Annotated in this window: 29 protein-coding genes; 27 read left to right on the forward strand and 2 right to left on the reverse strand. The window is 57.8% G+C overall.

The genetic code is table 11. The features are described from left to right. Positions 1-44: 44 nt before the first annotated feature. From ACR0D6_RS08145 to ACR0D6_RS08275, 27 genes are all read left to right on the forward strand, one after another. Positions 45-188, forward strand: coding sequence for a hypothetical protein (locus ACR0D6_RS08145; RefSeq protein WP_480765127.1), 144 nt, complete (start codon positions 45-47; stop codon positions 186-188). 6 nt (positions 189-194) lie between these two features. Further along, a complete protein-coding gene (locus ACR0D6_RS08150; RefSeq protein ID WP_480765128.1) occupies positions 195-764 on the forward strand; it encodes a head-tail connector protein in 570 nt (189 codons plus the stop codon). Further along, positions 761-1,093: a head-tail adaptor protein gene (locus ACR0D6_RS08155; protein ID WP_480765129.1), complete on the forward strand. Its 333-nt coding sequence runs from the start codon at positions 761-763 to the stop codon at positions 1,091-1,093. Before ACR0D6_RS08150 ends, ACR0D6_RS08155 begins: the two co-directional genes overlap by 4 nt. Then, complete coding sequence (locus ACR0D6_RS08160) at positions 1,093-1,497, forward strand: DUF3168 domain-containing protein (RefSeq protein WP_480765130.1); 405 nt, start codon at positions 1,093-1,095, stop codon at positions 1,495-1,497. Before ACR0D6_RS08155 ends, ACR0D6_RS08160 begins: the two co-directional genes overlap by 1 nt. A 4-nt stretch (positions 1,498-1,501) precedes the next feature. Further along, positions 1,502-1,954: a hypothetical protein gene (locus ACR0D6_RS08165; RefSeq protein ID WP_480765131.1), complete on the forward strand. Its 453-nt coding sequence runs from the start codon at positions 1,502-1,504 to the stop codon at positions 1,952-1,954. A gap of 3 nt (positions 1,955-1,957) precedes the next feature. Then, positions 1,958-2,125, forward strand: a complete 168-nt coding sequence (locus ACR0D6_RS08170; RefSeq protein WP_480765132.1) for a hypothetical protein — start codon at positions 1,958-1,960, stop codon at positions 2,123-2,125. 83 nt (positions 2,126-2,208) lie between these two features. Further along, a complete protein-coding gene (locus ACR0D6_RS08175) occupies positions 2,209-2,652 on the forward strand; it encodes a phage tail tube protein (protein WP_480765133.1) in 444 nt (147 codons plus the stop codon). Then, complete coding sequence (locus ACR0D6_RS08180; protein WP_480765134.1) at positions 2,652-3,029, forward strand: gene transfer agent family protein; 378 nt, start codon at positions 2,652-2,654, stop codon at positions 3,027-3,029. The genes ACR0D6_RS08175 and ACR0D6_RS08180 overlap by 1 nt, the downstream gene beginning before the upstream one ends. Then, positions 3,029-3,172, forward strand: coding sequence for a hypothetical protein (locus ACR0D6_RS08185; protein ID WP_480765135.1), 144 nt, complete (start codon positions 3,029-3,031; stop codon positions 3,170-3,172). The genes ACR0D6_RS08180 and ACR0D6_RS08185 overlap by 1 nt, the downstream gene beginning before the upstream one ends. Next, positions 3,172-5,223: a phage tail tape measure protein gene (locus ACR0D6_RS08190; RefSeq protein WP_480765136.1), complete on the forward strand. Its 2,052-nt coding sequence runs from the start codon at positions 3,172-3,174 to the stop codon at positions 5,221-5,223. The genes ACR0D6_RS08185 and ACR0D6_RS08190 overlap by 1 nt, the downstream gene beginning before the upstream one ends. Further along, a complete protein-coding gene (locus tag ACR0D6_RS08195; RefSeq protein WP_480765137.1) occupies positions 5,223-5,573 on the forward strand; it encodes a hypothetical protein in 351 nt (116 codons plus the stop codon). Before ACR0D6_RS08190 ends, ACR0D6_RS08195 begins: the two co-directional genes overlap by 1 nt. Beyond that, positions 5,570-6,043, forward strand: a complete 474-nt coding sequence (locus ACR0D6_RS08200) for a DUF1833 family protein (RefSeq protein ID WP_480765138.1) — start codon at positions 5,570-5,572, stop codon at positions 6,041-6,043. Before ACR0D6_RS08195 ends, ACR0D6_RS08200 begins: the two co-directional genes overlap by 4 nt. Before the next feature lie 10 nt (positions 6,044-6,053). Continuing rightward, a complete protein-coding gene (locus tag ACR0D6_RS08205; RefSeq protein WP_480765139.1) occupies positions 6,054-6,434 on the forward strand; it encodes an NlpC/P60 family protein in 381 nt (126 codons plus the stop codon). Further along, complete coding sequence (gene gpJ / locus ACR0D6_RS08210) at positions 6,418-10,107, forward strand: TipJ family phage tail tip protein (protein WP_480765140.1); 3,690 nt, start codon at positions 6,418-6,420, stop codon at positions 10,105-10,107. The genes ACR0D6_RS08205 and gpJ overlap by 17 nt, the downstream gene beginning before the upstream one ends. 9 nt (positions 10,108-10,116) lie before the next feature. Next, positions 10,117-11,106: a hypothetical protein gene (locus ACR0D6_RS08215; RefSeq protein ID WP_480765141.1), complete on the forward strand. Its 990-nt coding sequence runs from the start codon at positions 10,117-10,119 to the stop codon at positions 11,104-11,106. Between the two features lies 1 nt (position 11,107). After that, positions 11,108-11,479, forward strand: a complete 372-nt coding sequence (locus ACR0D6_RS08220; RefSeq protein ID WP_480765142.1) for a hypothetical protein — start codon at positions 11,108-11,110, stop codon at positions 11,477-11,479. A gap of 7 nt (positions 11,480-11,486) precedes the next feature. Then, positions 11,487-11,831, forward strand: coding sequence for a thermonuclease family protein (locus ACR0D6_RS08225; protein ID WP_480765143.1), 345 nt, complete (start codon positions 11,487-11,489; stop codon positions 11,829-11,831). A 21-nt stretch (positions 11,832-11,852) separates the two neighbouring features. Next, positions 11,853-12,110 carry a hypothetical protein gene (locus tag ACR0D6_RS08230; RefSeq protein ID WP_480765144.1) on the forward strand — a complete coding sequence of 86 codons (258 nt, stop codon included), beginning with the start codon at positions 11,853-11,855 and terminating at the stop codon, positions 12,108-12,110. A gap of 85 nt (positions 12,111-12,195) precedes the next feature. Then, positions 12,196-12,840, forward strand: a complete 645-nt coding sequence (locus ACR0D6_RS08235) for a glycoside hydrolase family 108 protein (protein ID WP_480765145.1) — start codon at positions 12,196-12,198, stop codon at positions 12,838-12,840. Between the two features lie 3 nt (positions 12,841-12,843). Then, positions 12,844-13,059: a hypothetical protein gene (locus tag ACR0D6_RS08240; protein WP_480765146.1), complete on the forward strand. Its 216-nt coding sequence runs from the start codon at positions 12,844-12,846 to the stop codon at positions 13,057-13,059. Beyond that, positions 13,059-13,304: a hypothetical protein gene (locus ACR0D6_RS08245; RefSeq protein WP_480765147.1), complete on the forward strand. Its 246-nt coding sequence runs from the start codon at positions 13,059-13,061 to the stop codon at positions 13,302-13,304. The genes ACR0D6_RS08240 and ACR0D6_RS08245 overlap by 1 nt, the downstream gene beginning before the upstream one ends. A 90-nt stretch (positions 13,305-13,394) precedes the next feature. Then, positions 13,395-13,739, forward strand: a complete 345-nt coding sequence (locus ACR0D6_RS08250; RefSeq protein ID WP_480765148.1) for a hypothetical protein — start codon at positions 13,395-13,397, stop codon at positions 13,737-13,739. 51 nt (positions 13,740-13,790) lie between these two features. Further along, complete coding sequence (locus ACR0D6_RS08255) at positions 13,791-14,198, forward strand: hypothetical protein (protein WP_480765149.1); 408 nt, start codon at positions 13,791-13,793, stop codon at positions 14,196-14,198. A gap of 43 nt (positions 14,199-14,241) precedes the next feature. After that, positions 14,242-15,630, forward strand: a complete 1,389-nt coding sequence (locus ACR0D6_RS08260) for a right-handed parallel beta-helix repeat-containing protein (protein WP_480765150.1) — start codon at positions 14,242-14,244, stop codon at positions 15,628-15,630. A 68-nt stretch (positions 15,631-15,698) separates the two neighbouring features. Next, a complete protein-coding gene (locus tag ACR0D6_RS08265; RefSeq protein WP_480765151.1) occupies positions 15,699-16,187 on the forward strand; it encodes a hypothetical protein in 489 nt (162 codons plus the stop codon). After that, a complete protein-coding gene (locus ACR0D6_RS08270; RefSeq protein WP_480765152.1) occupies positions 16,187-17,920 on the forward strand; it encodes a glycine-rich domain-containing protein in 1,734 nt (577 codons plus the stop codon). The genes ACR0D6_RS08265 and ACR0D6_RS08270 overlap by 1 nt, the downstream gene beginning before the upstream one ends. Positions 17,921-17,943: 23 nt before the next feature. Then, positions 17,944-18,261 carry a hypothetical protein gene (locus ACR0D6_RS08275; protein ID WP_480765153.1) on the forward strand — a complete coding sequence of 106 codons (318 nt, stop codon included), beginning with the start codon at positions 17,944-17,946 and terminating at the stop codon, positions 18,259-18,261. Between the two features lie 228 nt (positions 18,262-18,489). Here the strand turns inward: ACR0D6_RS08275 and ACR0D6_RS08280 are convergent, their stop codons facing one another. Continuing rightward, the gene (locus ACR0D6_RS08280) at positions 18,490-18,702 is read right to left on the reverse strand and encodes a hypothetical protein (RefSeq protein ID WP_480765154.1); all 213 of its coding nucleotides are present in this window, start codon (positions 18,700-18,702) and stop codon (positions 18,490-18,492) included. Between the two features lie 289 nt (positions 18,703-18,991). Next, positions 18,992-19,174, reverse strand: coding sequence for a hypothetical protein (locus ACR0D6_RS08285; protein WP_480765155.1), 183 nt, complete (start codon positions 19,172-19,174; stop codon positions 18,992-18,994). Positions 19,175-19,183: the final 9 nt, after the last annotated feature.

Below are 19,183 nucleotides of genomic sequence, written 5' to 3' on the forward strand. Positions count from 1 at the left end.
GGTTGGCATCGTCAGCGTGTCCCTAAACCAGAGAGGAGGTCGCCATGACCACACCAGAGAACAAGCCAGCCGCGAAACCAGCCGCGAAGAAACCTTCTGTGGCAGGACGTCAGTCGATGACGCCGGAAGCGGCAAAGAAAATGGGTCTCGACCCCAAGCCTTACGGCAAAGCAACCGCGAAGAAGTAATCCACCATGTTCCGACCAACCCTCGAAACCAAAGCGACCGAAAGGCCCGTCACAAGAGATGAGTGCAAACGGAACGGCGTGATCGATCACAATGAGGATGATCTGTTGATCGAGCAGTACATCCGCGCGGCGACCGATCATCTGGACGGGTTTCGGGGGGTGCTCGGTCGGTGCATGGTTAGCCAGACGTGGAAGGTGGAGGCCGCCTGTTTTGAGCGTTGCTTTGTTCTGCCGGTTCCGGATGTCACCAATGTGGAAATCCGATACCTGGATGAAAGCGACACGCAGCAGATTCTGCCGGCGCAGGAGGTGAACTTCCATTCCGTCGAACTTGGCACGATGGTGTTGATCGATCGCAACTTCACACTTCCGGCTACCAGTCAGAATCATCCGGCGCCGGTGACGGTCAGTTTTACTGCAGGCTTCGGGGCCGCCAAGGATGTGCCGTGGGCCCTGAAACTGGCGGTCATGCAGATGGTGCGCCAGATGTTTGACGATCGGGGCGGGCAGGGTTCGCCCGAAATGAACAGCTGGGTCAAAAACCTGATCAGCCCCTATCGTTGGGTACGCATATGAGCGGTGGGCTCAGGCATCTGGTTGCGTTCGGCAAGCCGATTGAGAATCCGGACAGTTATGGTGGCGTCGGCACTGGGTTCGAAGAAAAATATCGCTGCCATGCGGATTTCATCTATTCGCGAGGGTCCGAAGCGGTGGACGCTGCCCGGTTGCAGGGCCGGTCCATTTTCAAGATCAAGATCCGGCAAAGCCGGGATGCGCGGCAGATCACAACCGATTGGCGGATGCGCGATGTGCGTCGCGGAGTGGATTACAACATTCGGGAAATCGATGATCTCACAGATCGGCTGTGGATCTACATCGTTGCCGAAAGCGGGGTGGCTGTCTGATGTCTGTCACGGCTGAGCTGCAAAAACTCATCATTGACACGCTCAAGGCCGATGCCGCTGTCGCTGCGATCGTCGGAACGGATGTATTTGACTACCCCCCGTCGAGCGATCCGTTCCCCCGGATAACAATGGGGCCGGGAGACACCATCCCTGATGAGGCGGACTGCGTGGATGGGATCAGGGCGACACAGCAGGTCGACTGCTGGTCGCGTGATGGAGGGAATACGCATCCCTGCCGGGCTTTGGTGGACGCCGTGCGCAGGTCGTTGCACGAACAGGCGCTGAGCCTGCCTTCGCCATATGTGTTGAACACGATCCGGGTGGAGCAGACGCGGGTATTTCCGGATCAGGATCCGCTGACCACGCATGGTGTCGTTGTCGTCACTGCACTGGTCGAGGAATAGGCGCATGGTCAAGGGTTCAGCCGATCTGCGGAAAAGGCTGGCGAAGGTACCGAAGCTGGTCCGTAAGGAACTGAGGAAGCAACTCGAAAAGGAAGCAACGAAGATCGTTGCCGAGATGAATACTCTCAAGCCAATCCCTGAGATTGACGTGGATTGGACATGGGGTGAGGCCCCAAAAGGCAGCTTGACAATCGGAACCGTCAATAAGCGAGAGTTCGGCAAGATCTCGATTACCATCTACGCCACTGCCCGGACCGAAGAATATTCCGACATTGATGGGTTCCCAGCTGTCGCCCGGTGGTTTGAATTTGGCACTGCGCCCCGGTTTCACAAAAGCGGCAAGTCGACAGGGCAGATCTCGGCAAATCCGTACTTTTGGCCTGTCTTTCGGGCAAACAAGTCTCGCGTAAGAGGCAATATTCGGGCGTCGGTCAACCGGGCAATGAAAAAGGCTTAGAAAATGGCAAAAGCGATCTTTCAGAAGGACTTCAACTACAGCTCTCGCAAAACCAATGCCGGATGGGCAGTGAAGGCAAGCGAAAAGCCTCAAACTTACCCGCAAGAGCTGATCGACGCAGCGATCGCGGCCAAGACGGCGACGCTGGTTGAAAAGAAAACGGGCAAATAGCCCGTGGCCCATATCCCGGCCCTTGGGCAAGGCCGTGACCGAGCGCTGTGAAGCGCCCAATTCCCTCAGAAGGAGCCTAACCTATGGCAAAGGCCACAACAGCAAAGTTCGAGGAACTGGTTCTTGAACTGGAAACCGCAACACCTGGTCAGTACGCGCGCATTTGCGGGCTGGTCGATGTTGATATCACTCGCACTGCGCAGATCGACTCGGCTGAGATCCCGGACTGTGCCGACGAAAGCCTGCCGCTTTCGGTCGAAAAGCAGGTGCGTAGCATCGAGGTCAGCGTGTCGGGAACCGGCGTCTGGGCGCAGGAATCCCACGAAGAGATGTTGGATTGGTACTATTCGTCGGCGACGAAAAACATCCGCATTGGGCATTTGAATGCAGCATCCGGTGACACCGAATACGAGCAGGGCGCCGCGCTGCTGGCCAATCTGAGCAATGCCCGGACCAAGGGCCAGAAGGTCACAGCCTCGCTGGATATTCAGTTCGACGGCACGCCAACGCGGACCCAGAAACCGTAATGATCGAGTTGAGCTGGAATGGGGGCGAACACAAGTTTGCCCTTCCAATCGGTCGGCTTCGGGCGTTGCAGGACGCGCTCGATTCCGGGCCGGAAGAAGTTCTCAACCGTTTGCGCATCGGAAGCTGGCGGGTTGATGACATTGTCCATGTTCTTCGCCTCGGTCTGATCGGCGGGGGCATGGATGAGAAAGAAGCCAAGAAACTCGTGTTGGACATGATCGAACTTCACCCGATCATCGGGTTCAAGGTGGTGGCGCTGCAGGTTCTGGCGGCTGCTCTTCTGGGGGTGGAAGATGACCCCGTGGGGGAGCCTCAGGGGGCGGAAAGCCCCCCGGAAAATGGCGATTCAGCAAGTTCTACGGATCAGGCGCAGTGATGGGTTTCACGCCGCGGCAGATCGATGAGATGTCCCTTTGGGAATTCGTCGCCTGCTCGGATGGGTATTCCGGCAAACCGCGAAAGGCTGAGGCGGATATCGATGATGACCGCCTGGCGGAAATGGGGATTGAGGGGTTCTGATGCCTTTGGATGAAGCGGGCCTTCAGGCCGAAATCGGCATTACGCTGAACAAGCTGACCAAGCAGCTTGCGACTGCAGAAGCGCGTATGAACAAAACTGCGAAGAACATCGAACAGAAGTTCAAGCGGCCACAGCGTGCGATCGAACGCGGGTTTCAGCAGGCCGATACAAGCGCAAAATCCTTCGCCAACGGCGGCTTGCGCAACGTCTCCTTGCAACTCTCTCAGGTTGCCCAGCAAACCACTGCAACAGGTGATTTCGTAAAGGCGCTGGCCATTCAGCTGCCTGATCTCGCCTTGGGTTTCGGCACGGCTGGCATTGCGGCTGGTGTTCTGGCTGGCATTTTGCTTCCGCTTGCGACTGATCTGATTGATTTTGGTGGCGGCGCCAAAACGGCGAAAGACGGTATCAAGGAACTTACCGACGCGATCAAATCTCTCAAGGATGCACAATCCCTGATTGCGGCCAGTCCGGCTTCACTCTTGAATGATTACGGTTCCTTGGCAGATGAAGCCCGGACGATCTTCGAAATCAATCAGCAAATGGCGCAAATCAGGGCGCAGAGTGCGCTGGATGACACAGCACGCGGCATCGCCGGGGAATTGGGAGTGTCCGATGTGTTTGGCTTGGCGCCGGAAGACATTCGGCGCTATGAGGATGCTGTAAGTTCGCTGGAAGAGGAATTGAAAGGTGTTCGCGAGGCATTTTTTTCGGCTCTGAACTTCAGCTCGGATACACCAGCTGAAGAGCTGGACGCTCTTACTGAAAAAATAACGGACCTTCAGGGGAGACTCGACGGCCTTGAACCCATAGGCCGTAGGTTCGATGATCTGGCAGATATTCTTGGTATTACGGATGATCAGGCCCGTGAGGTTGTGGCCCGGTTTGCAGAGATCGGACAGGCAGAGGGTGCGCGCCAGCAAGCCGAATTGATGATCGAGCTGGCTGATTTCATCAAGACAGCCTCAGAAAACCTTGCCGATGCCGAGGATGAGGGGAGAGAGTTTTATGACCAGCTCGTCGAGGCTTCTCTAAAAGCCCTTGAGTTGTCGGCGGTCGATTATCAGTCAAATCTGAATGACGGCACCGAGGCGGCCAGAGCCTTTAAGGATGAGTTGGCGGAAGCTTTGGAAATCGCCCGATCGGAAAGCTTTGACCGGATCACCGGTGGCAATGTTGATTTTTTCGATCCTCGGAATGAAAGCGGAAATGCCGGGCGAATTACAGAAGACCGTGCGGTCCCTAAAGAGAACCGCCCAGGCTATAAGCCGCCACGCACTCGGCGCAGAGGTTCGCGCTCCAACCCCGACCTGAATGAGGCAAAGCGCCTTTACCAGGAAACCCTCAGCAAAGCAGAAAGGTATGCGCAGGAGCTGGAACGCATCAATGAATTGCACCGACAGTTCCCGGAGATCATCACCAACGAAGTCAAGGATCGCGCGATCAAGGCTCTTGATGAAAGCGTCAACAAGCTGGAGGGTATGGCGAAAAACCTTGAAAGCAGTTTTGAAAGTGCCTTCACCAGCTTCGTGACAGGATCCGGCAATGCAAGTGATGCGGCCCGGGCCCTGACGCAAGATCTGATCCGCATGGCATCGCAGACCGCATTCAGGCAGCTGTCAGATAGCGGCGTGTTCGATGGTCTGTTCAATGGCATTTTCCCCAGCGCCAAGGGCAACGTGTTTTCCGGTGGATCGGCAGTCACCGCTTTTGCAAAGGGCGGCGTTGTCAGCAGCCCTACTCTGTTTCCAATGGCAGGCGGCCGCACCGGGTTGATGGGGGAGGCAGGTGCAGAGGCAATCATGCCGCTGGTTCGCATGCCGGGAGGTGACCTTGGGGTGCGTGCCAATGGTGGTGGGGATGTGAATGTCCCGATCAGCGTCACGATCGAAAACCATTCAAGCGCGCGTGTTCAGACCGCGCGATCGGATGACGGTCGCGGTCTGCGGGTCATGATCAGTGAAGTGGTGAATGACGATCTGCTCAGCGGCCGGTATTCAAAGGCGTTTCAGCAGCGCTTTGGTATTCGGGATAAGGCGCGAGGTGCATAATGCCGACTTGGCCTGCAAGTATCCGGTTCTGCCCGGTTGACGGGACATATAGCGAAGAGCCGGTGGATTCCGTGGTCAGAACTGAATTTGACTCGGGGCCCGTAAAAACCCGCAATCGTTTCACGGCGGTCCCGACAAACATTCAGTTTGCGCTACCCTGGCTGACAGGCGCGGAGTTTGCCGTTTTTCGAACCTGGTTCGAAACCGATCTAAGTCGTGGGGCGTTGTCGTTCGATGCGACGCATCCGATTACCGGTGATCTGAAGACGTTCCGGTTTCGAAAGCCGTATCGGGCGTCCAAGGCCGGGAAACACATTGTCATTCAGATTGATCTGGAGATGCTCCCATGAGGTCGACACTCAGCAATCGCATGCTGGGCGCGATGCATGGGCAGGAAACCGATGAGGTTGTACTGCCGCTGATCAAGCTGACGCAAGCAGACTGGACTGGTTCCACCAACCTTGTGCCGAACTGGGAGCCGATCACCCACCAGGGTGAAGTCTATCAGCCTTGGGCATTTGAAATCAGCCTGCCGGATGAAGAGGCTGAAGGGATCCCGGTGATCAACTGGACAGCAGATAACGTAGTTCGGGATCTGGTCGCAGCACTGCGTGGTGTCACCGGATTTGTGCAGGCGCAAATCGTTTGGGTTCTGGCGTCGACGCCGGATAAGATCGAGATCGGGCCTATTAACGTAGAGATGCGCGCAGCCCAATATGATGCGGTACGGATTGGCGGCACGTTAGGGGTTGAGCCGATATTGGAGACCCCGTTCGGCCACATGACCATGAACCCTTCAAATGCGCCCGGGCTGTTCTGAGAGACACATCATGTGGACCGATGACTGGATCGGCCTTCCGTACCAGGAACTGGGGCGGGGGCCTGAGACTTATGACTGTCTCGGATTGGTTCTGGCTCTGCAGCGGGAACGTCATGGTCGCGACCTGTTTGACCCTCTGTGCCCGATGACCGTTGCGGCCCGCATGGATGTTGCGGCCCGCATGAGGCGGGACTGGCGCCCAGTGGAAACGCCGATAGAGGGTGCGGTGTTGTCTTTCAGGGTACGTGGCTACGAGCTGCATGTCGGCTACGCCCTTGGGGGGCGGTTGATGCTGCACACCTCACAGGAAACCGGCGAAAGCCTGATTGAAGATTTCCGGTCAGCCAATTGGGGCGACCGGCTGGAAGGGATTTATGTCTATGGCGGCTGACACGTTTGAGGTTGCAGCCTATCAGCACCCCTTGCGCGGAAGGCCCGTGGCTTCAAAAGCCGCTGAGGGACTGACTGTTGCTGAAATCGTTCGGCAGTCGGATATCGACAAGCGCTTTCTGATGTCGGTTCAAGTGGTGATCAGCCGCGGCATCAATTCCAGCGTTGTTCCGATGGATCAGTGGCATCGGGTGCGTCCGAAGGCGGGTAGCCATGTTCTGATTGGGCCGAAGGTTCAGGGTGAAGTACTGGGGCTTGTCCTGGCGGCAGTATTGCCGAAAGCAGCGGCAGCTTTCGCGGGCTCATTTTTCGCCGCTGGTACAGTTGGTTATGCCGTTACATATGCAGCGGTAACAGTGGTCGGATCACTTGCGATTAACGCCCTGATCCGCCCACCCAACCAGACGAATACTGGCCCCTTGGCTGAGACGCCAAACTACACGATCACCGGGTCGGCCAATGCCGAAAACCCCTATGGTGTCTATCCGACAGTTTTGGGCCGCCATCTGATGTTCCCGCCCAAAACGGCGCAGGGGTTCACGGAAGGCGAAGGCAAGAACATCCACTACCGGGGGCGTTACACGTTCGGCTATGGCCCGGTTGCGCTGGAAAGCCTGAAGATTGGCACAACCCCGATATGGGAATTCGACAACGTTGAGATCGAGTTCATCAATGTGGACGCGACAGAGACGCTCAAGAACATGCCGGAGATCGCGCCGCTGGTGAAGGCGTGGCGATCCGGCGCGGAGAAACTGACCCTCTATCCGCACGATGTGGCAGAAGACGCCTATAGTGTGCGGCTGAACACATCCCAGCCGGTGAGTCGGTTCACCCGAAAGGACACGGCCTATGTCACTGTTGATGTGACGTTTCAGGGCTTGGTGCGCTTTGACGATGGCGGATACAGGCACCCGCATTTCGGTCGGGTCCGGTACCGGTACCGGAAAAAGGGCACAGCACAATGGACTGATGTTGGTACTGAAAAGCATTGGGGAAAATCGACATCCTCAATCCGTTTCACACATTCGTTCCCGCTGCCATCACCGGATGAGTACGAAATTGAAGTTACCCGAATTGATGAGGATTTGAATGACAATAAGATCCAAGACGATCTCTATCTGACAGGCATCCAGTCCGTGCAGGCCGGCGGGCTGCCAAGTCACAACAATATTGCCGAAGTGGCGATCCGCGTGAAAGCCAGCGAGCAGCTGAACGGGCAGATCGACAACCTGAACGGCATCGTGCAGCAGCTTGGGCGGACGTGGAGCGGAGGGGCCTGGTCCGTCCTGAAGCCGGTTCGCCATCCGGCATGGGTGTATGCACGGGCGCTGATGGGGCCGATGCTGCGCGACCCGGTTGCAAGCGATCGCATCCATAAGGCTGATCTTACGGATTGGGCGGACCAGGAGCCGCATTGGACCTGCGACGCGGTGATAGATCAGCCTACAACCGTTGCGGACGTGCTGGACCTGATTTGTGCCAGCGGCCGCGCGCGGCGCACGATGCGGGATCTGAAATACTCGATCGTGCGGGACGGTGGGGCGGGGGGGATTATCCAGCAGTTTGGCCCGAACAATTCAAGAGGCTTTAACGGCAAGATCAGCTTTCCGAAGCAGATTCACGGGTTTCTGGTGCGTTGTGCCTCTGAGGCTCTGGACTGGCAGCAGGATGAAATCCCGGTCTATGCGGACGGATACAACGCATCCAACGCCACGAACATGGAAACGCTGGAGCTGCCAGGCGTCGTACTGCCGAAGAATGCGACTAATGGCGGCAATGCCTGGCGTCTGGGCAGGTACCACTTGGCGCAGGGGGTTCTACGGCCCGAAGAGTTCACATGGGAAACTGATATCGATCACCTGAAGGTCACCATGGGCGACAAGGTTCGGTTTGTTCACGACGTGCCATTGATTGGCGTTGGGTCTGGCCGGATCAAAACTCTGACGCTGCATCCGGATAATTCGGTTGCGACGTTTGTTCTGGACGAGTTCCTGTCGCTGGCAGGGTCCAGCTATCGTGTGATCATTCGCACGAAACTTGGGGAAGAACTGATCTTCGATGGTGCGCCGCCTGTTGCAGTCGATGGCATATGGACTGTGGCACAGGGCGCATCGGGCGACGCATCTGGGGTTGCCGCCGATGATCTGGTGCTGATCGAAGATATGGCGCAGGAAAGTATGGAAATCCTCGTCACATCCATTCGCCATAACAGTGACCTGACGGCGACATTGACCGGCGTTCCGGCTGCGCCGGCGGTGCTGGGCGCGGATAAGGGTACGATCCCGGCCTATGTGCCAAACATCACCAATGTGCAGCCCCGCCAGATCCTGTTGCCAGCCTCGCCTGTTGCCAGCGCGATCGATCCGGTTGTCCTGTACGGCCCGGCCCGGGTCGTGTTTCGCATCACGATCGCGCAGCACGATCGGTTCGATACGGCGCAGTATCACGTGGCGCTCAAGGATGCCGCTGGAAACGTCACCAATCACGGCCTGTTTCAGACCGAAGAGTTCGATGTACCGGTTCCGAACCTCGGGCCCTACACGATCGAGCTGCTGCGGGAAAACACCGCTGGCTTGATATCGCCGCCTGCGGTTTATCAGGATTCCTGGGATTCAGTTCTGACGCAGCCGCTGGACGTGCAGGAGTTCCGGGCGGATGCAGTGGCCGGAAGTGTGACGCTGACGTGGGATGCCAATGACCCGCTGGTCAAGCACTATGAGATCCGCCACCTGGCGCCCGGGAATACCGGCGGCTGGTCCGGAGCCTCGAAACTGGTGACATCCGTTCAGGGTGGATCCGTGACGGTTCCGGTTCTGACCGGCTCCTACCTGATCAGGGGCATCGGTCATTTCGACCAACAGAGCCCGAATGCCATGGCAGTGACGGTTTCGGACGGCAATGTGCTTGGGCTGAACGTGGTCAAATCCTTGATCGAGCATCCAGCGTTTTCCAGCGCGACGGTGGTCGATCTGGTTCCCTATGGCGGCCGCCTATACCTCGGGGCAGTTGATCCGCTTTCGGCATGGCCGGCACTGTCTCAGGTTGGCCAGATCATAAAACAGGGCGGCGTGGTCCCGATCGGCGAGTACGAATTCGAAGAGGTTGTTGACCTGACCGGCATTTTCACCAGCCGGATCAGCGCCGACGTGCAGGCGAACGGCTATATCGGCGGTGCAAAGCTGTCCACATGGCCGAACCTGTCTCAGCTGGGGTCGTTGACCGGTGACGTCAGTGATGCGTCCTGGTCGGCCAAGCTGATGATGCAGAGCACGAATGATGATCCGGCCGGATCGCCTGTCTGGTCGGCATGGCAGGAATTTCGGGCAGGCAATCACGATGCGCGAGCATACAAGTTCAAGCTGGTGGTCGAAAGCTTCGATCCGCAGGTTCAGGTCGTGGTCAGCCGCTTGTCGGTGCTGATTGACATGCCGGACCGGGTGGAAGGCGGCAGCGATTTGGCCATTCCGGATACCGGCATCCAGATCACATTCCAGCCTGCGTTCAAGGAACGCCCGGCGATCAACGTCACCGGTCAAGATTTGCCGTCCGGTGCGATCGAGAAAATTACCAACGTGAGCCGCACGGGCTTTCATCTTCAGTTTGTCGACGCAGCAGCAGCCGGGATTGCCGGCACGTTTGACTGGATCGCCAAGGGTTACGGACGGGAAAACTAAGAGGACAAAATGGCGCAACATCAATTTCCGGATATTGTGGTCGACGATCCGGACGGCCGCGCATTGGCCGTTATTCTGAATAATCTCTGGGCGACGTTGATATCCACTCATTCCGGGGCAACGCGACCGTCATACCTTTCGGCAGGAGGGATGTGGGTGCGGGATGTCTCCGGCACCTTGACCCTGATGCTTTATGACGGGTCGAACGATATTCCGATCGGGATGGGTACTGCGTTCGACGCAGTCAATCTTGATACGCTGTATTTGGCGGGTCAGTATTTTGGGTATGGCGGGGCGCACGCATCTGCCACTGCGGGCGACAATCCTTTTCCAGATCTGGATGGCTCCTTTGGCTTGTTGGTCGGGAATTCCAATGAGGGCACCGCCAGTCAGTACATCTGGCAAAAGGCGGTCCAGCTGGATCAGGGCGTGCCAGTCTGGAAAACGCGCACCAAGACCACGGACGGGAATGGCTGGGGCCGGTGGTATGGCGCCACAGATTCACTGATCCAGATTTATGACGTCACCGATCAGGCCGATGTCATCATTCCGGTTGATCTTGCGGGTTTCGACCATGCTCTAATCCGGTGCGAGAACGTAATTTTCGAGAATTCAGGCGATCATCTGGCTGGCCGGACCTCGACGGATGGAGGCGCGAACAAAGATTCCGGACCTTCTGACTATTCCTGGGATTTCGGCGGCACGAACGACGGCACGGGCATTGGTCAATTCGATGCATCCGACAGCAAAATGCAGTTTACGCGCGGTGCTGGTAACACGCTGATCCGATCAATCAGCGGCGAAATCTTCGTCTTCAATCCGGGCTCTGCGGAGCGCACCCAAATCACCACCGTCATGCGCCACCGGGACACGACCGGCGGTATGGTCACCGTGCATGGCGGTGGTCGGCGTGAAGCGGATGCAGCATTCGATGCCATTCAGCTTTATGCCAGCACCGGCAACATCAGCGGCAAATTCTATCTGTACGGGAGAAACTAAGATGGCGCTCACACGTATGGACAAGGGTCAGGAAGTCGCGATTTCTGCCGAGGAAGAAGCGGCAATCATGGCTGAACGTGCCGTCGAGCAGGGCAAGAAGGATCTGGAGATCATCCAGTTGGTCAAGGCAGAGGCCCGGCGTCGAATTCTCAAGATTATCCCCGAGTGGAAGCAGCAAAACCTGAATGCCCGGGCAAATGAACTGAACGACAAGCAGCGCCCGAACTGGACGTCGGAAGAGCTTGCAGAATGGGATGCCGGGATGGCGCTCTGGGCAAAAGCAAAGGCAATCCGCGTTGCTTCCGATGCGATTGAGGCGATGACCCCGGTTCCCGAGAACTTCAACGACGACACGTATTGGCCGAAGGAGTGATATGCCCATGTACACCTATCGAGCAAAGGTGACCGACGTATACGACGCGGACACCATCACCGTCGACGTCGATCTTGGTTTTCATTCCTGGCTGCGCAAAGTGAAGGTGCGCCTCTATGGCATCAATGCGCCAGAGGTTCGCGGGTCGGAAAAGGTTGAGGGTAAAATCTCGCGCAATTGGCTGCGTGAACAGATCCTCGGCAAAGAGATCGTCATGCACACCTACAAGGATGGCACTGGCAAGGGGAAATACGGGCGTTGGCTCGGGAAACTCTATCGCGACGAAAAGAGCGTGGTCAGCATCAATGATGAACTGGTCAACAAGGGGCTAGCAAAGCCCGCAACCTACTGATGGCAAAGGGTACGGGCAGGCATGACATTTCGTGAGGCATTCGAAGGCGGCGCGCAGAGCGTCGTGAACTGGGTGGTGGTTGCGGTTCTCGGCGGCGCATTCTGGTGCGTCCGGCGCATCTTCACCAATCAAGCACAAATATCGGCGCTTCAAACCGCGCTGAAAAGCCGGGATGAACAGAGAATGCGCGATATGGCAGAGTTTCGGAGTTCCCTGAAGCGTCTGGAGGATGCTCAGAAAGAAACTCGGGACGATATCAAGAACCTCTTCCAGCGCTGATTGAATCCGACATTTCACCGAACTGCCCCGCCAGCGGGGCTTTCTGGATTGGGGGTAAGCCATGCGAGGGAATTACAGGCAAATATTGGACTGGATCGGCCTTTCTGAGGGCGGCTATGTGAACCACCCGAACGACCCCGGCGGGGCAACGGACCGCGGCATCACGCAGCGGACCTATGACGCCTGGAACCGGCGCAAGGGGCTACCGAAAAAGAACGTCCGGGGCATTTCTAAGGAAGTGGCGGAACGGATCATCCAGTTTCAGTACCTTGACGCAGTTCGGGCCGCGCAACTTCCGTCAGGGCTCGATTACGCAATGGCAGACTATGCGGTGAATTCCGGACCAGCCCGCGCGATCAAGGAGTTGCAGAGGGTTCTTGGCGTGGCAGCGGATGGCGTGATTGGCTTGAACACCCTTGAGGCCTTGGACATGGCCGACCCGCAAGAAGTGATCGTTGCTCTATGCCAGCGTCGCATGCGCTTCCTTCGGGGCCTTCGCCACTGGTCGAGCTTCGGAAAGGGCTGGACCCGGCGCGTCATGGGGGATCAGCCCGGCGTGCAGACCGGAGATATTGGCGTGATTGATCGTGCCGTTCGGATGGCCCGGGCCAACGCAGAAGCCGCCAGCATCCCAGCACCGAAACAGTCGGCACCGGGCAAAGCCGTTAAAGTCAATTGGTTTGCCGTCCTTCAAAACCTCTTTCGCAGCCTGTTCAATCGAAAGGACTGAGCAATGAAACAGACTCTGGTTACACAGTCCGGAAAGATGCCAACGCGCAAGATGCTGGCAGTCATTCTGGCAACTTTCCTTGTGCACGGCGCAATCGCGGCCATCCATTTCGTGTTGGATACTGTTCTGCCGGGCGCAACGGTCGAGATTCCTGCGGAGGAATGGATCGCGGCGCTAATGCCATTGCTGGCCGGGTACTCGGTCAGGGAGCGAGGCTGATGCCCGCTCTACTGGGTGCGCTTCCATGGCGGCGGCTGGGTCTTTGGGCTGCGGCGGCTCTGGTCATCGCGGGGGCCATCTACTGGCTGCGCGCGGACGCGGTTGAGGATGACCGCGCCAAGGCCAGCGAACGCCGTATCGAAACCATTCTGAAAGCAAGGGAGAGACGCAATGAGGTTCACGGCCTTAGCGGTGATGCTCTGCACCGCGAACTTACTGACAGGGTGCGATCCGGCCCGAAGTGATGGCGTACAGTTCAAGGATGTGGCGCGCACCCCACCGCTGACGCAGCCAACAGTCGATTGGCTGGTTCAGAATGACAGGCCATTCGCTGAATGGACGCTGGAGATGGCGAAAGCCTGCGAAGATCACGGGTGTCCGTCGTGAAATGGTTGGTGGCCTCACTGCTTGTGTTCGCGGAGCCCGCCTTTGCGGCAAGCTGCGCCCAACGCGGTGACGTCATTGCCAATCTCGAAAGCAAGTATGGCGAGCGCCTACGGTTCGGTGGCTTGCAGAAATCACGGGGTGCGCAGACCGTGCTGGAGGTGTGGGCCTCGGATGAAAACGGCACCTATACCGTCCTGTTGACCAATCCCAATGGTATCAGCTGCATCGTCGCGGCTGGCACTGACTTTTTCGAAGCTGTTCCGCGTGAAGAACCGGCTGGCAGCCCGATGTAACCCGGCGGCGGGGTACGCCGTTTATCACAACACCATCAAAGGAGAGCGGACATGGCAAACGCCATCTATCCGAAATACAAGGAGGCGTTGCTCGGCGGCGCTGCGAACATCGACATGATCGGTGGCAACGTGAAGGCTGTTTTGGTCGATCTGGCCGATTACACCTATTCTGCCGCGCATGAATTTCTGTCCGATCTGCCTGCTGCGGCGCGCGTCGAAACATCGGCCAACCTGACCGGTAAGAGCGCGACAAACGGCACCTTCGATTCCGCCGACGTAACTTGGTCGAGCGCGACGGGTGACGAAAGCGAGGCCGTCATTCTCTACATCGACACCGGTGTCGAGGGCACGTCGCGGCTGGTTCTGTTCCTGGATACCAATCAGACCGGATTCCCGGTCACGCCGAACTCGGGCGACATCACCTACACGGTCGATGGCGCAGGCTGGTTCACGCTGTAAAGCGTGAGCCACACCCTCTTTCCCCCTCATATCGGAGGCAGTCATGCCTAAGAAAATCACGAACTTCGAAATTCGCGATGCTGAAAACGGTCGGGTCATCCGGGAGGGTGACAATGCCATGCTGAAAAAGGACGGCATCCATTACGTGTCCAACGACTCCGGCGACTGGAAGCCATTCTACATTGTCGATCTGGACGCATCAGAGGAACCGGTTCCCGAACCAGAGCCCACACCTGAACCGGAACCGACGCCAGATCCTCAACCCGACCCTGAGCCCACACCAGTGCCGGACCCTGAGCCTGAGCCAGAACCGAAGCCAGACCCAACCCCAACCCCCGTTCCTCCCAAACCGACACCGACGACGCCAAACGTTCGTGATGCGGCCGAGTTGCAGCAGGCGCTGAATGTTGCGGTTCCCGGCGACGTGCTGCTGTTGGCTCCGGTTGATTACGGCCCGCTGCACGCGAAGAACTTCAAGTATACCGGCGAAGTTGTTGTTCGGTCGGCTGATTTCAGCAATAAAGCGCGGTTTGCAGGCATCTATGCAGACAACTGCGACAACATCACGTTCGACGGGCTGCGTTCCAGATACGCCTATGGCGGTGAATATGAGTGGCATGAGGCAAACCGGCTGTCCAATGGCTCCGACCTGAAGCTGATCAATAGTGATCTGGAAGGCGACAAGAATGGCGCTGCCGGTTTCTGGGCTACTGCGCTTCGGGTCATCGATGTGGATCGCGTGCATCTGGAGAAAAACCAGTTCCGCAAACACACGCGCGGGATATACATCACGCGCGGCAAGAGTGGCGTCATCCGCCTGAATGAGATACACGATATCCGGTCGGACGGGATCAACCCGCATGAGGTGGGTGACCTGCTGGTTGAACTGAATTTCCTGCACGACTTTGGCGGTGTGGCCGGAAACCATGATCATCGTGACGCGATCCAGATCATAGGCTCTGGCGGTGCGGTCACGCCCCTGATTACCCTGCGAAAGAACTTCATTTTCCAGGGTAATCGCTATGGCGCGAATGACAGTGTTTCGCAATCCCTGTGGATCGGTGGCGACGGTCGCTCAGAGGTTCAAAAACACGGGCTGATCCGGATCGTCGAAAACCTCATCTGTAATTCGCACATCTGGGGCATTGGTGCCTTTGGCGTTTCGCAGATGGAAATCGTCGGCAACACGCTGGTGAAATTCCCCCGTGTGCCTCCAGCGCATCCGGGGATCGAAATTCCGCGCATCAACGTGTTCTCGGATGTTGCTGATATCCGGGACAACATTGCGCCATCGGCCAAGGTTCCCAGCATCAGCTGGAACGGTGCGGACTATTCAACCAGAAACGGCAACCGCGTCGCTGACCTGACGCCGGATGAAATCATGGCGCAGGCTAAGGCCGATCCTGATTTCGCGCATTTCTTCGGCGGCTGACCTGCCGAACCGCCCGCGCTGTAACGGCGCGGGCTTCTTTCCCCCTGACAACCTATCGAGGTGAACCCATGGCGCTGTCCCGCTTCCCTACCATCATGCCCAAAGCCGTCGACGCCTCAATCGCGGCGGCGGATGCTTTGCGCCATGTCCGCGATACCTCTGGCGATCTGACCTACAAGGCACTGCACGAAGTTCAGGAGGGTCTCGCAACCGCCAAGATCACCACTGCGGAAGCTCTGGCCGAAGGTGCCAAGCAAAAGGCGGGGGCTGAGGCGTTCATGGCATCTCTCGGCGGGCCTGCCACACTCGCTGCCTATCAGGCGGCGGCTGTCGATATCGAGGTCAAGGCGGCAGCGTGGAATGTGGAAATGGCCGCGCTGCTGTCGAGCTTGACGGCGGATGATCTGATCGGGATGGAAACCAACGGAACCGCCCCGCTGACCTTCAGTCTGATCCGTCACAAGCACTTTATTCCTGCGGCAAAGGCTGATCCATTCCGGACATCCCAGGCACTTGCGGACCTGATTGCGGCCTTTGAGGCGGTTGGGGCCGTCTGATGCCCTCTGCGGTTGTTAGTGGCGCGACCGGTTCATTCTCGAAAACTACGGTCAATATCGGCGGCACCGATCACGACGTTTACAAGTTTACCGGCGCGGGCACGATTACATTCAGCACGGCGGGCGATATCCGGGAATTGCTGGTCGGCGGTGGTGGTGCCGGCGGTTCGCTCGACTACCGCGCTGCAGGTGGCGGCGGGGCCGGTGAAGTCCTGCCACGCGCGGCACAAGCCGTCGACGCGGCGACCTATGATGTCGCTGTCGGCCTTGGCGGTGCTTCGGTAAACGGCAACAACGCGGGCACAGATGGCGGCGCTTCTACGATCACCAAGCAGGGCGGCGCGGAGCTAGATCGTGCGCGTGGTGGCGGCGGTGGTGGCTCCGGTGATGGTCAGGACGGCGGGTCCGGTGGCGGTGGTTCATCCAGCAGCGGGACCGGTGGTTCATCCACGGCAGTTTCGCCGGGGCTCGGTTACGGTGGCGGTGCAGGATTCGAGCCAGCGGCGGTTGAACGTACCGGCGGTGGTGGCGGTGGCGCAGGTGAAGCGGGTCACGACTGGGACCACGCAACGAAAGCCGCGCAGGGTGGCGACGGTGTTCAAGACGATATCACCGGCTCAAACGACTGGTATGGCGGCGGTGGCGGTGGCGGTGCCCTCTGGGGTGCTGCTGCAACAGCAACCAACGATGGCGGTCAGGGCGGCGGCGGCGCTGGCTCCGACTACGCACCGAACGAAGGCAATCCGGGTACGGATGGCCTCGGTGGCGGCGGTGGCGGTTCCACATGGGGCGCAGATTCCGGCAAGGGTGGCGACGGTGTTGTCATCATCCGCGTGGAAACGCCCGGTTCCGGCGCGCAGACGATCACGGGCGCGGCATATAGCGATGCTGATACCTTCCCGGCAGGGTCGATCAGCGCGGGGCCGGTCACGATCACTGGCAGCCTGCACAGCAGCGCCAACAGCTTCGGGGCTGGGGATGTGTCACCAGGCGCAGTCACCATCACCGGCGGGCTGCACCTCGATCCGGATGTGTTCCCAAGCGGCTTGATTGTTCCGGGAACGGTATCGATTGCAGGGGCCGAATATGCCGATCCTGATGCCTTTGGCGGCGGAACGGTGTCTCAGGGCTCAGCGCCATCGCAGAACATCACTGGGGCAGGGCACTCAGACGCGGACAGCTTCGGGGCGGGTGTTATCTCGCTTGGCGCTGTAACCATCATAGGCACGGTTCACATCGATCCGGATTCGACCGGGTCAGGCGGCATCCAGACCGGTGGTGTGACGATCACAGGCGCGCTGTACGTCGATCCGGATGGTATCGGTTCAGGTGCGGTCAGTCAGGGCAGCGCACCACCCCAGAACATCGGCGGGACAACCCATAATGACGCGGACACGTTTGAAGCGGGATCTGTCAATCTCGGCGCTGGCCCTGCGCAAGGCATCACGGGTGCCACGCATATCGACATTGATGCTTTCACTGCGGGACTGGTTTCTGCGGGCGCTGTAGAGATCACCGGCCTGCAGGTGGTCGACGCGGATCTGTTCGGGTCCGGCACTATCGCCACTGGTCCCGTGGTCCTATCTGGGAACCTCTTTGTGGACCCAGACATCATCGGCTCCGGGCTTGTCCTTGGGGATTCATCCAGCCGCGGCCGCGTCGCATTCCCCAGCGAAAGCGTAAACGACGGATCATTGAACGATAGCCTGAATTCAGGCGCGATCGTCTCTTAACACAATAGCGGAAACCTAATCCAATGAACCAACAGTTTTTCCTGAAGAAAGGGGACACGAGTCCCGCAATCCGGTACCAGGTTGTCTTGCCGTCCGGCAGCACGCTGAATGGGGCGAATGCCAAATTCAATGTGAGGGACTATTTTACCAACGAATTGCTGTTTGAGCGGGATGCGAGCGTCGATGGCCCCGCAGGTACTCTGCAATACGACTGGCAGCAGGGCGATACAGATACGCCTGCGATCTACCGGTCAGAATTCGTGGTCACTTTCGCCGACAGCAAAATCGAAACCTTTCCGAACAATGGCTTTATCGAGATTCACATCGGCGACGATGTGTAATCCCCGCGCCGGGGCGCGGCGTATATCAGCGTAAAGGAGGCGCATAAGCTTCACTCATTCAGCCGAATAGGGTGGAAACTTTGTCCCTGTAACTTAAAGCCCGCTGACGTTTGTCAGCGGGCTTTTTTCGTTTTGGCAGATCACTGAACCGCGAAATTAACGACGATCAGGATCAGGATAAGCACAGATAGTGCTATTGATACGTAAGTCAGTTTTTTCGGCATGTTGTCACCTTTCATATTCATCCCAGGGCCGCAGGCCTTGCGCCACTGCTGACATCGCGAGGGCCACGGTACGCTTCACGGGCACATCGTCACCTTTGTTTGCAGCTGAATACATCGGCTGGGTGACATTCCTGTGCACTCCGAGAGCCTCGGACGCCTGACGTGCAGAGGTGAGGCCGGTTTGTTTGGTCCAGGCCAGAAAATCTTGTGCTTTCATAGCGCAACCCCTATCTTGGGGATAGCCGCCCCCGTTTCCGGGGGCGACCACCCAAATCACCAGTGGTGGATGATGTTGGCAACCAGAGCCACCACTGTGATGATCTGGAGGACGATTGAGACGATTTGAAGTTTCATCTTTCTCTTTCCTCCTGTGCGGGGCGGGACCATCCCGCCCCCTCTGCACATTCTTAATATGCACATAAATGTGCAAAAAGTCAACCCTGATGGGTTAAAAATGTGCATCTTATTGAGGAAGTTTCCAATAATATTAGGGCGAATGTGTCCCTTTAGATGGTGCGTGTAATCGCGTGAAAAATATCCCAGAAAGCCGATCTGAGCGCGGCTTTCTGATCGTCCGAGAACACGCCAGCGTCTTCGATCTTCTTCATGGCATCACGGACATGAGATTCAGCTTGATCTCGCATATATTTTTTGTGTTCGGGTGATCCGATAATCATCGTCTCGGTCATCGCTGGGTT

Source organism: Ruegeria sp. BJ6 (assembly GCF_056537885.1).

What these genes read in the sequence shown, in the direction of transcription:
- ACR0D6_RS08145 (WP_480765127.1), top strand. Translation starts at nt 45, where the DNA reads ATGACCACACCAGAGAACAAGCCAGCCGCGAAACCAGCCGCGAAGAAA.
- ACR0D6_RS08150 (WP_480765128.1), top strand. Translation starts at nt 195, where the DNA reads ATGTTCCGACCAACCCTCGAAACCAAAGCGACCGAAAGGCCCGTCACA.
- ACR0D6_RS08155 (WP_480765129.1), top strand. Translation starts at nt 761, where the DNA reads ATGAGCGGTGGGCTCAGGCATCTGGTTGCGTTCGGCAAGCCGATTGAG.
- ACR0D6_RS08160 (WP_480765130.1), top strand. Translation starts at nt 1,093, where the DNA reads ATGTCTGTCACGGCTGAGCTGCAAAAACTCATCATTGACACGCTCAAG.
- ACR0D6_RS08165 (WP_480765131.1), top strand. Translation starts at nt 1,502, where the DNA reads ATGGTCAAGGGTTCAGCCGATCTGCGGAAAAGGCTGGCGAAGGTACCG.
- ACR0D6_RS08170 (WP_480765132.1), top strand. Translation starts at nt 1,958, where the DNA reads ATGGCAAAAGCGATCTTTCAGAAGGACTTCAACTACAGCTCTCGCAAA.
- ACR0D6_RS08175 (WP_480765133.1), top strand. Translation starts at nt 2,209, where the DNA reads ATGGCAAAGGCCACAACAGCAAAGTTCGAGGAACTGGTTCTTGAACTG.
- ACR0D6_RS08180 (WP_480765134.1), top strand. Translation starts at nt 2,652, where the DNA reads ATGATCGAGTTGAGCTGGAATGGGGGCGAACACAAGTTTGCCCTTCCA.
- ACR0D6_RS08185 (WP_480765135.1), top strand. Translation starts at nt 3,029, where the DNA reads ATGGGTTTCACGCCGCGGCAGATCGATGAGATGTCCCTTTGGGAATTC.
- ACR0D6_RS08190 (WP_480765136.1), top strand. Translation starts at nt 3,172, where the DNA reads ATGCCTTTGGATGAAGCGGGCCTTCAGGCCGAAATCGGCATTACGCTG.
- ACR0D6_RS08195 (WP_480765137.1), top strand. Translation starts at nt 5,223, where the DNA reads ATGCCGACTTGGCCTGCAAGTATCCGGTTCTGCCCGGTTGACGGGACA.
- ACR0D6_RS08200 (WP_480765138.1), top strand. Translation starts at nt 5,570, where the DNA reads ATGAGGTCGACACTCAGCAATCGCATGCTGGGCGCGATGCATGGGCAG.
- ACR0D6_RS08205 (WP_480765139.1), top strand. Translation starts at nt 6,054, where the DNA reads ATGTGGACCGATGACTGGATCGGCCTTCCGTACCAGGAACTGGGGCGG.
- gpJ (WP_480765140.1), top strand. Translation starts at nt 6,418, where the DNA reads ATGTCTATGGCGGCTGACACGTTTGAGGTTGCAGCCTATCAGCACCCC.
- ACR0D6_RS08215 (WP_480765141.1), top strand. Translation starts at nt 10,117, where the DNA reads ATGGCGCAACATCAATTTCCGGATATTGTGGTCGACGATCCGGACGGC.
- ACR0D6_RS08220 (WP_480765142.1), top strand. Translation starts at nt 11,108, where the DNA reads ATGGCGCTCACACGTATGGACAAGGGTCAGGAAGTCGCGATTTCTGCC.
- ACR0D6_RS08225 (WP_480765143.1), top strand. Translation starts at nt 11,487, where the DNA reads ATGTACACCTATCGAGCAAAGGTGACCGACGTATACGACGCGGACACC.
- ACR0D6_RS08230 (WP_480765144.1), top strand. Translation starts at nt 11,853, where the DNA reads ATGACATTTCGTGAGGCATTCGAAGGCGGCGCGCAGAGCGTCGTGAAC.
- ACR0D6_RS08240 (WP_480765146.1), top strand. Translation starts at nt 12,844, where the DNA reads ATGAAACAGACTCTGGTTACACAGTCCGGAAAGATGCCAACGCGCAAG.
- ACR0D6_RS08245 (WP_480765147.1), top strand. Translation starts at nt 13,059, where the DNA reads ATGCCCGCTCTACTGGGTGCGCTTCCATGGCGGCGGCTGGGTCTTTGG.
- ACR0D6_RS08250 (WP_480765148.1), top strand. Translation starts at nt 13,395, where the DNA reads ATGGACGCTGGAGATGGCGAAAGCCTGCGAAGATCACGGGTGTCCGTC.
- ACR0D6_RS08255 (WP_480765149.1), top strand. Translation starts at nt 13,791, where the DNA reads ATGGCAAACGCCATCTATCCGAAATACAAGGAGGCGTTGCTCGGCGGC.
- ACR0D6_RS08260 (WP_480765150.1), top strand. Translation starts at nt 14,242, where the DNA reads ATGCCTAAGAAAATCACGAACTTCGAAATTCGCGATGCTGAAAACGGT.
- ACR0D6_RS08265 (WP_480765151.1), top strand. Translation starts at nt 15,699, where the DNA reads ATGGCGCTGTCCCGCTTCCCTACCATCATGCCCAAAGCCGTCGACGCC.
- ACR0D6_RS08270 (WP_480765152.1), top strand. Translation starts at nt 16,187, where the DNA reads ATGCCCTCTGCGGTTGTTAGTGGCGCGACCGGTTCATTCTCGAAAACT.
- ACR0D6_RS08275 (WP_480765153.1), top strand. Translation starts at nt 17,944, where the DNA reads ATGAACCAACAGTTTTTCCTGAAGAAAGGGGACACGAGTCCCGCAATC.
- ACR0D6_RS08280 (WP_480765154.1), bottom strand. Translation starts at nt 18,702, where the DNA reads ATGAAAGCACAAGATTTTCTGGCCTGGACCAAACAAACCGGCCTCACC.
- ACR0D6_RS08285 (WP_480765155.1), bottom strand. Translation starts at nt 19,174, where the DNA reads ATGACCGAGACGATGATTATCGGATCACCCGAACACAAAAAATATATG.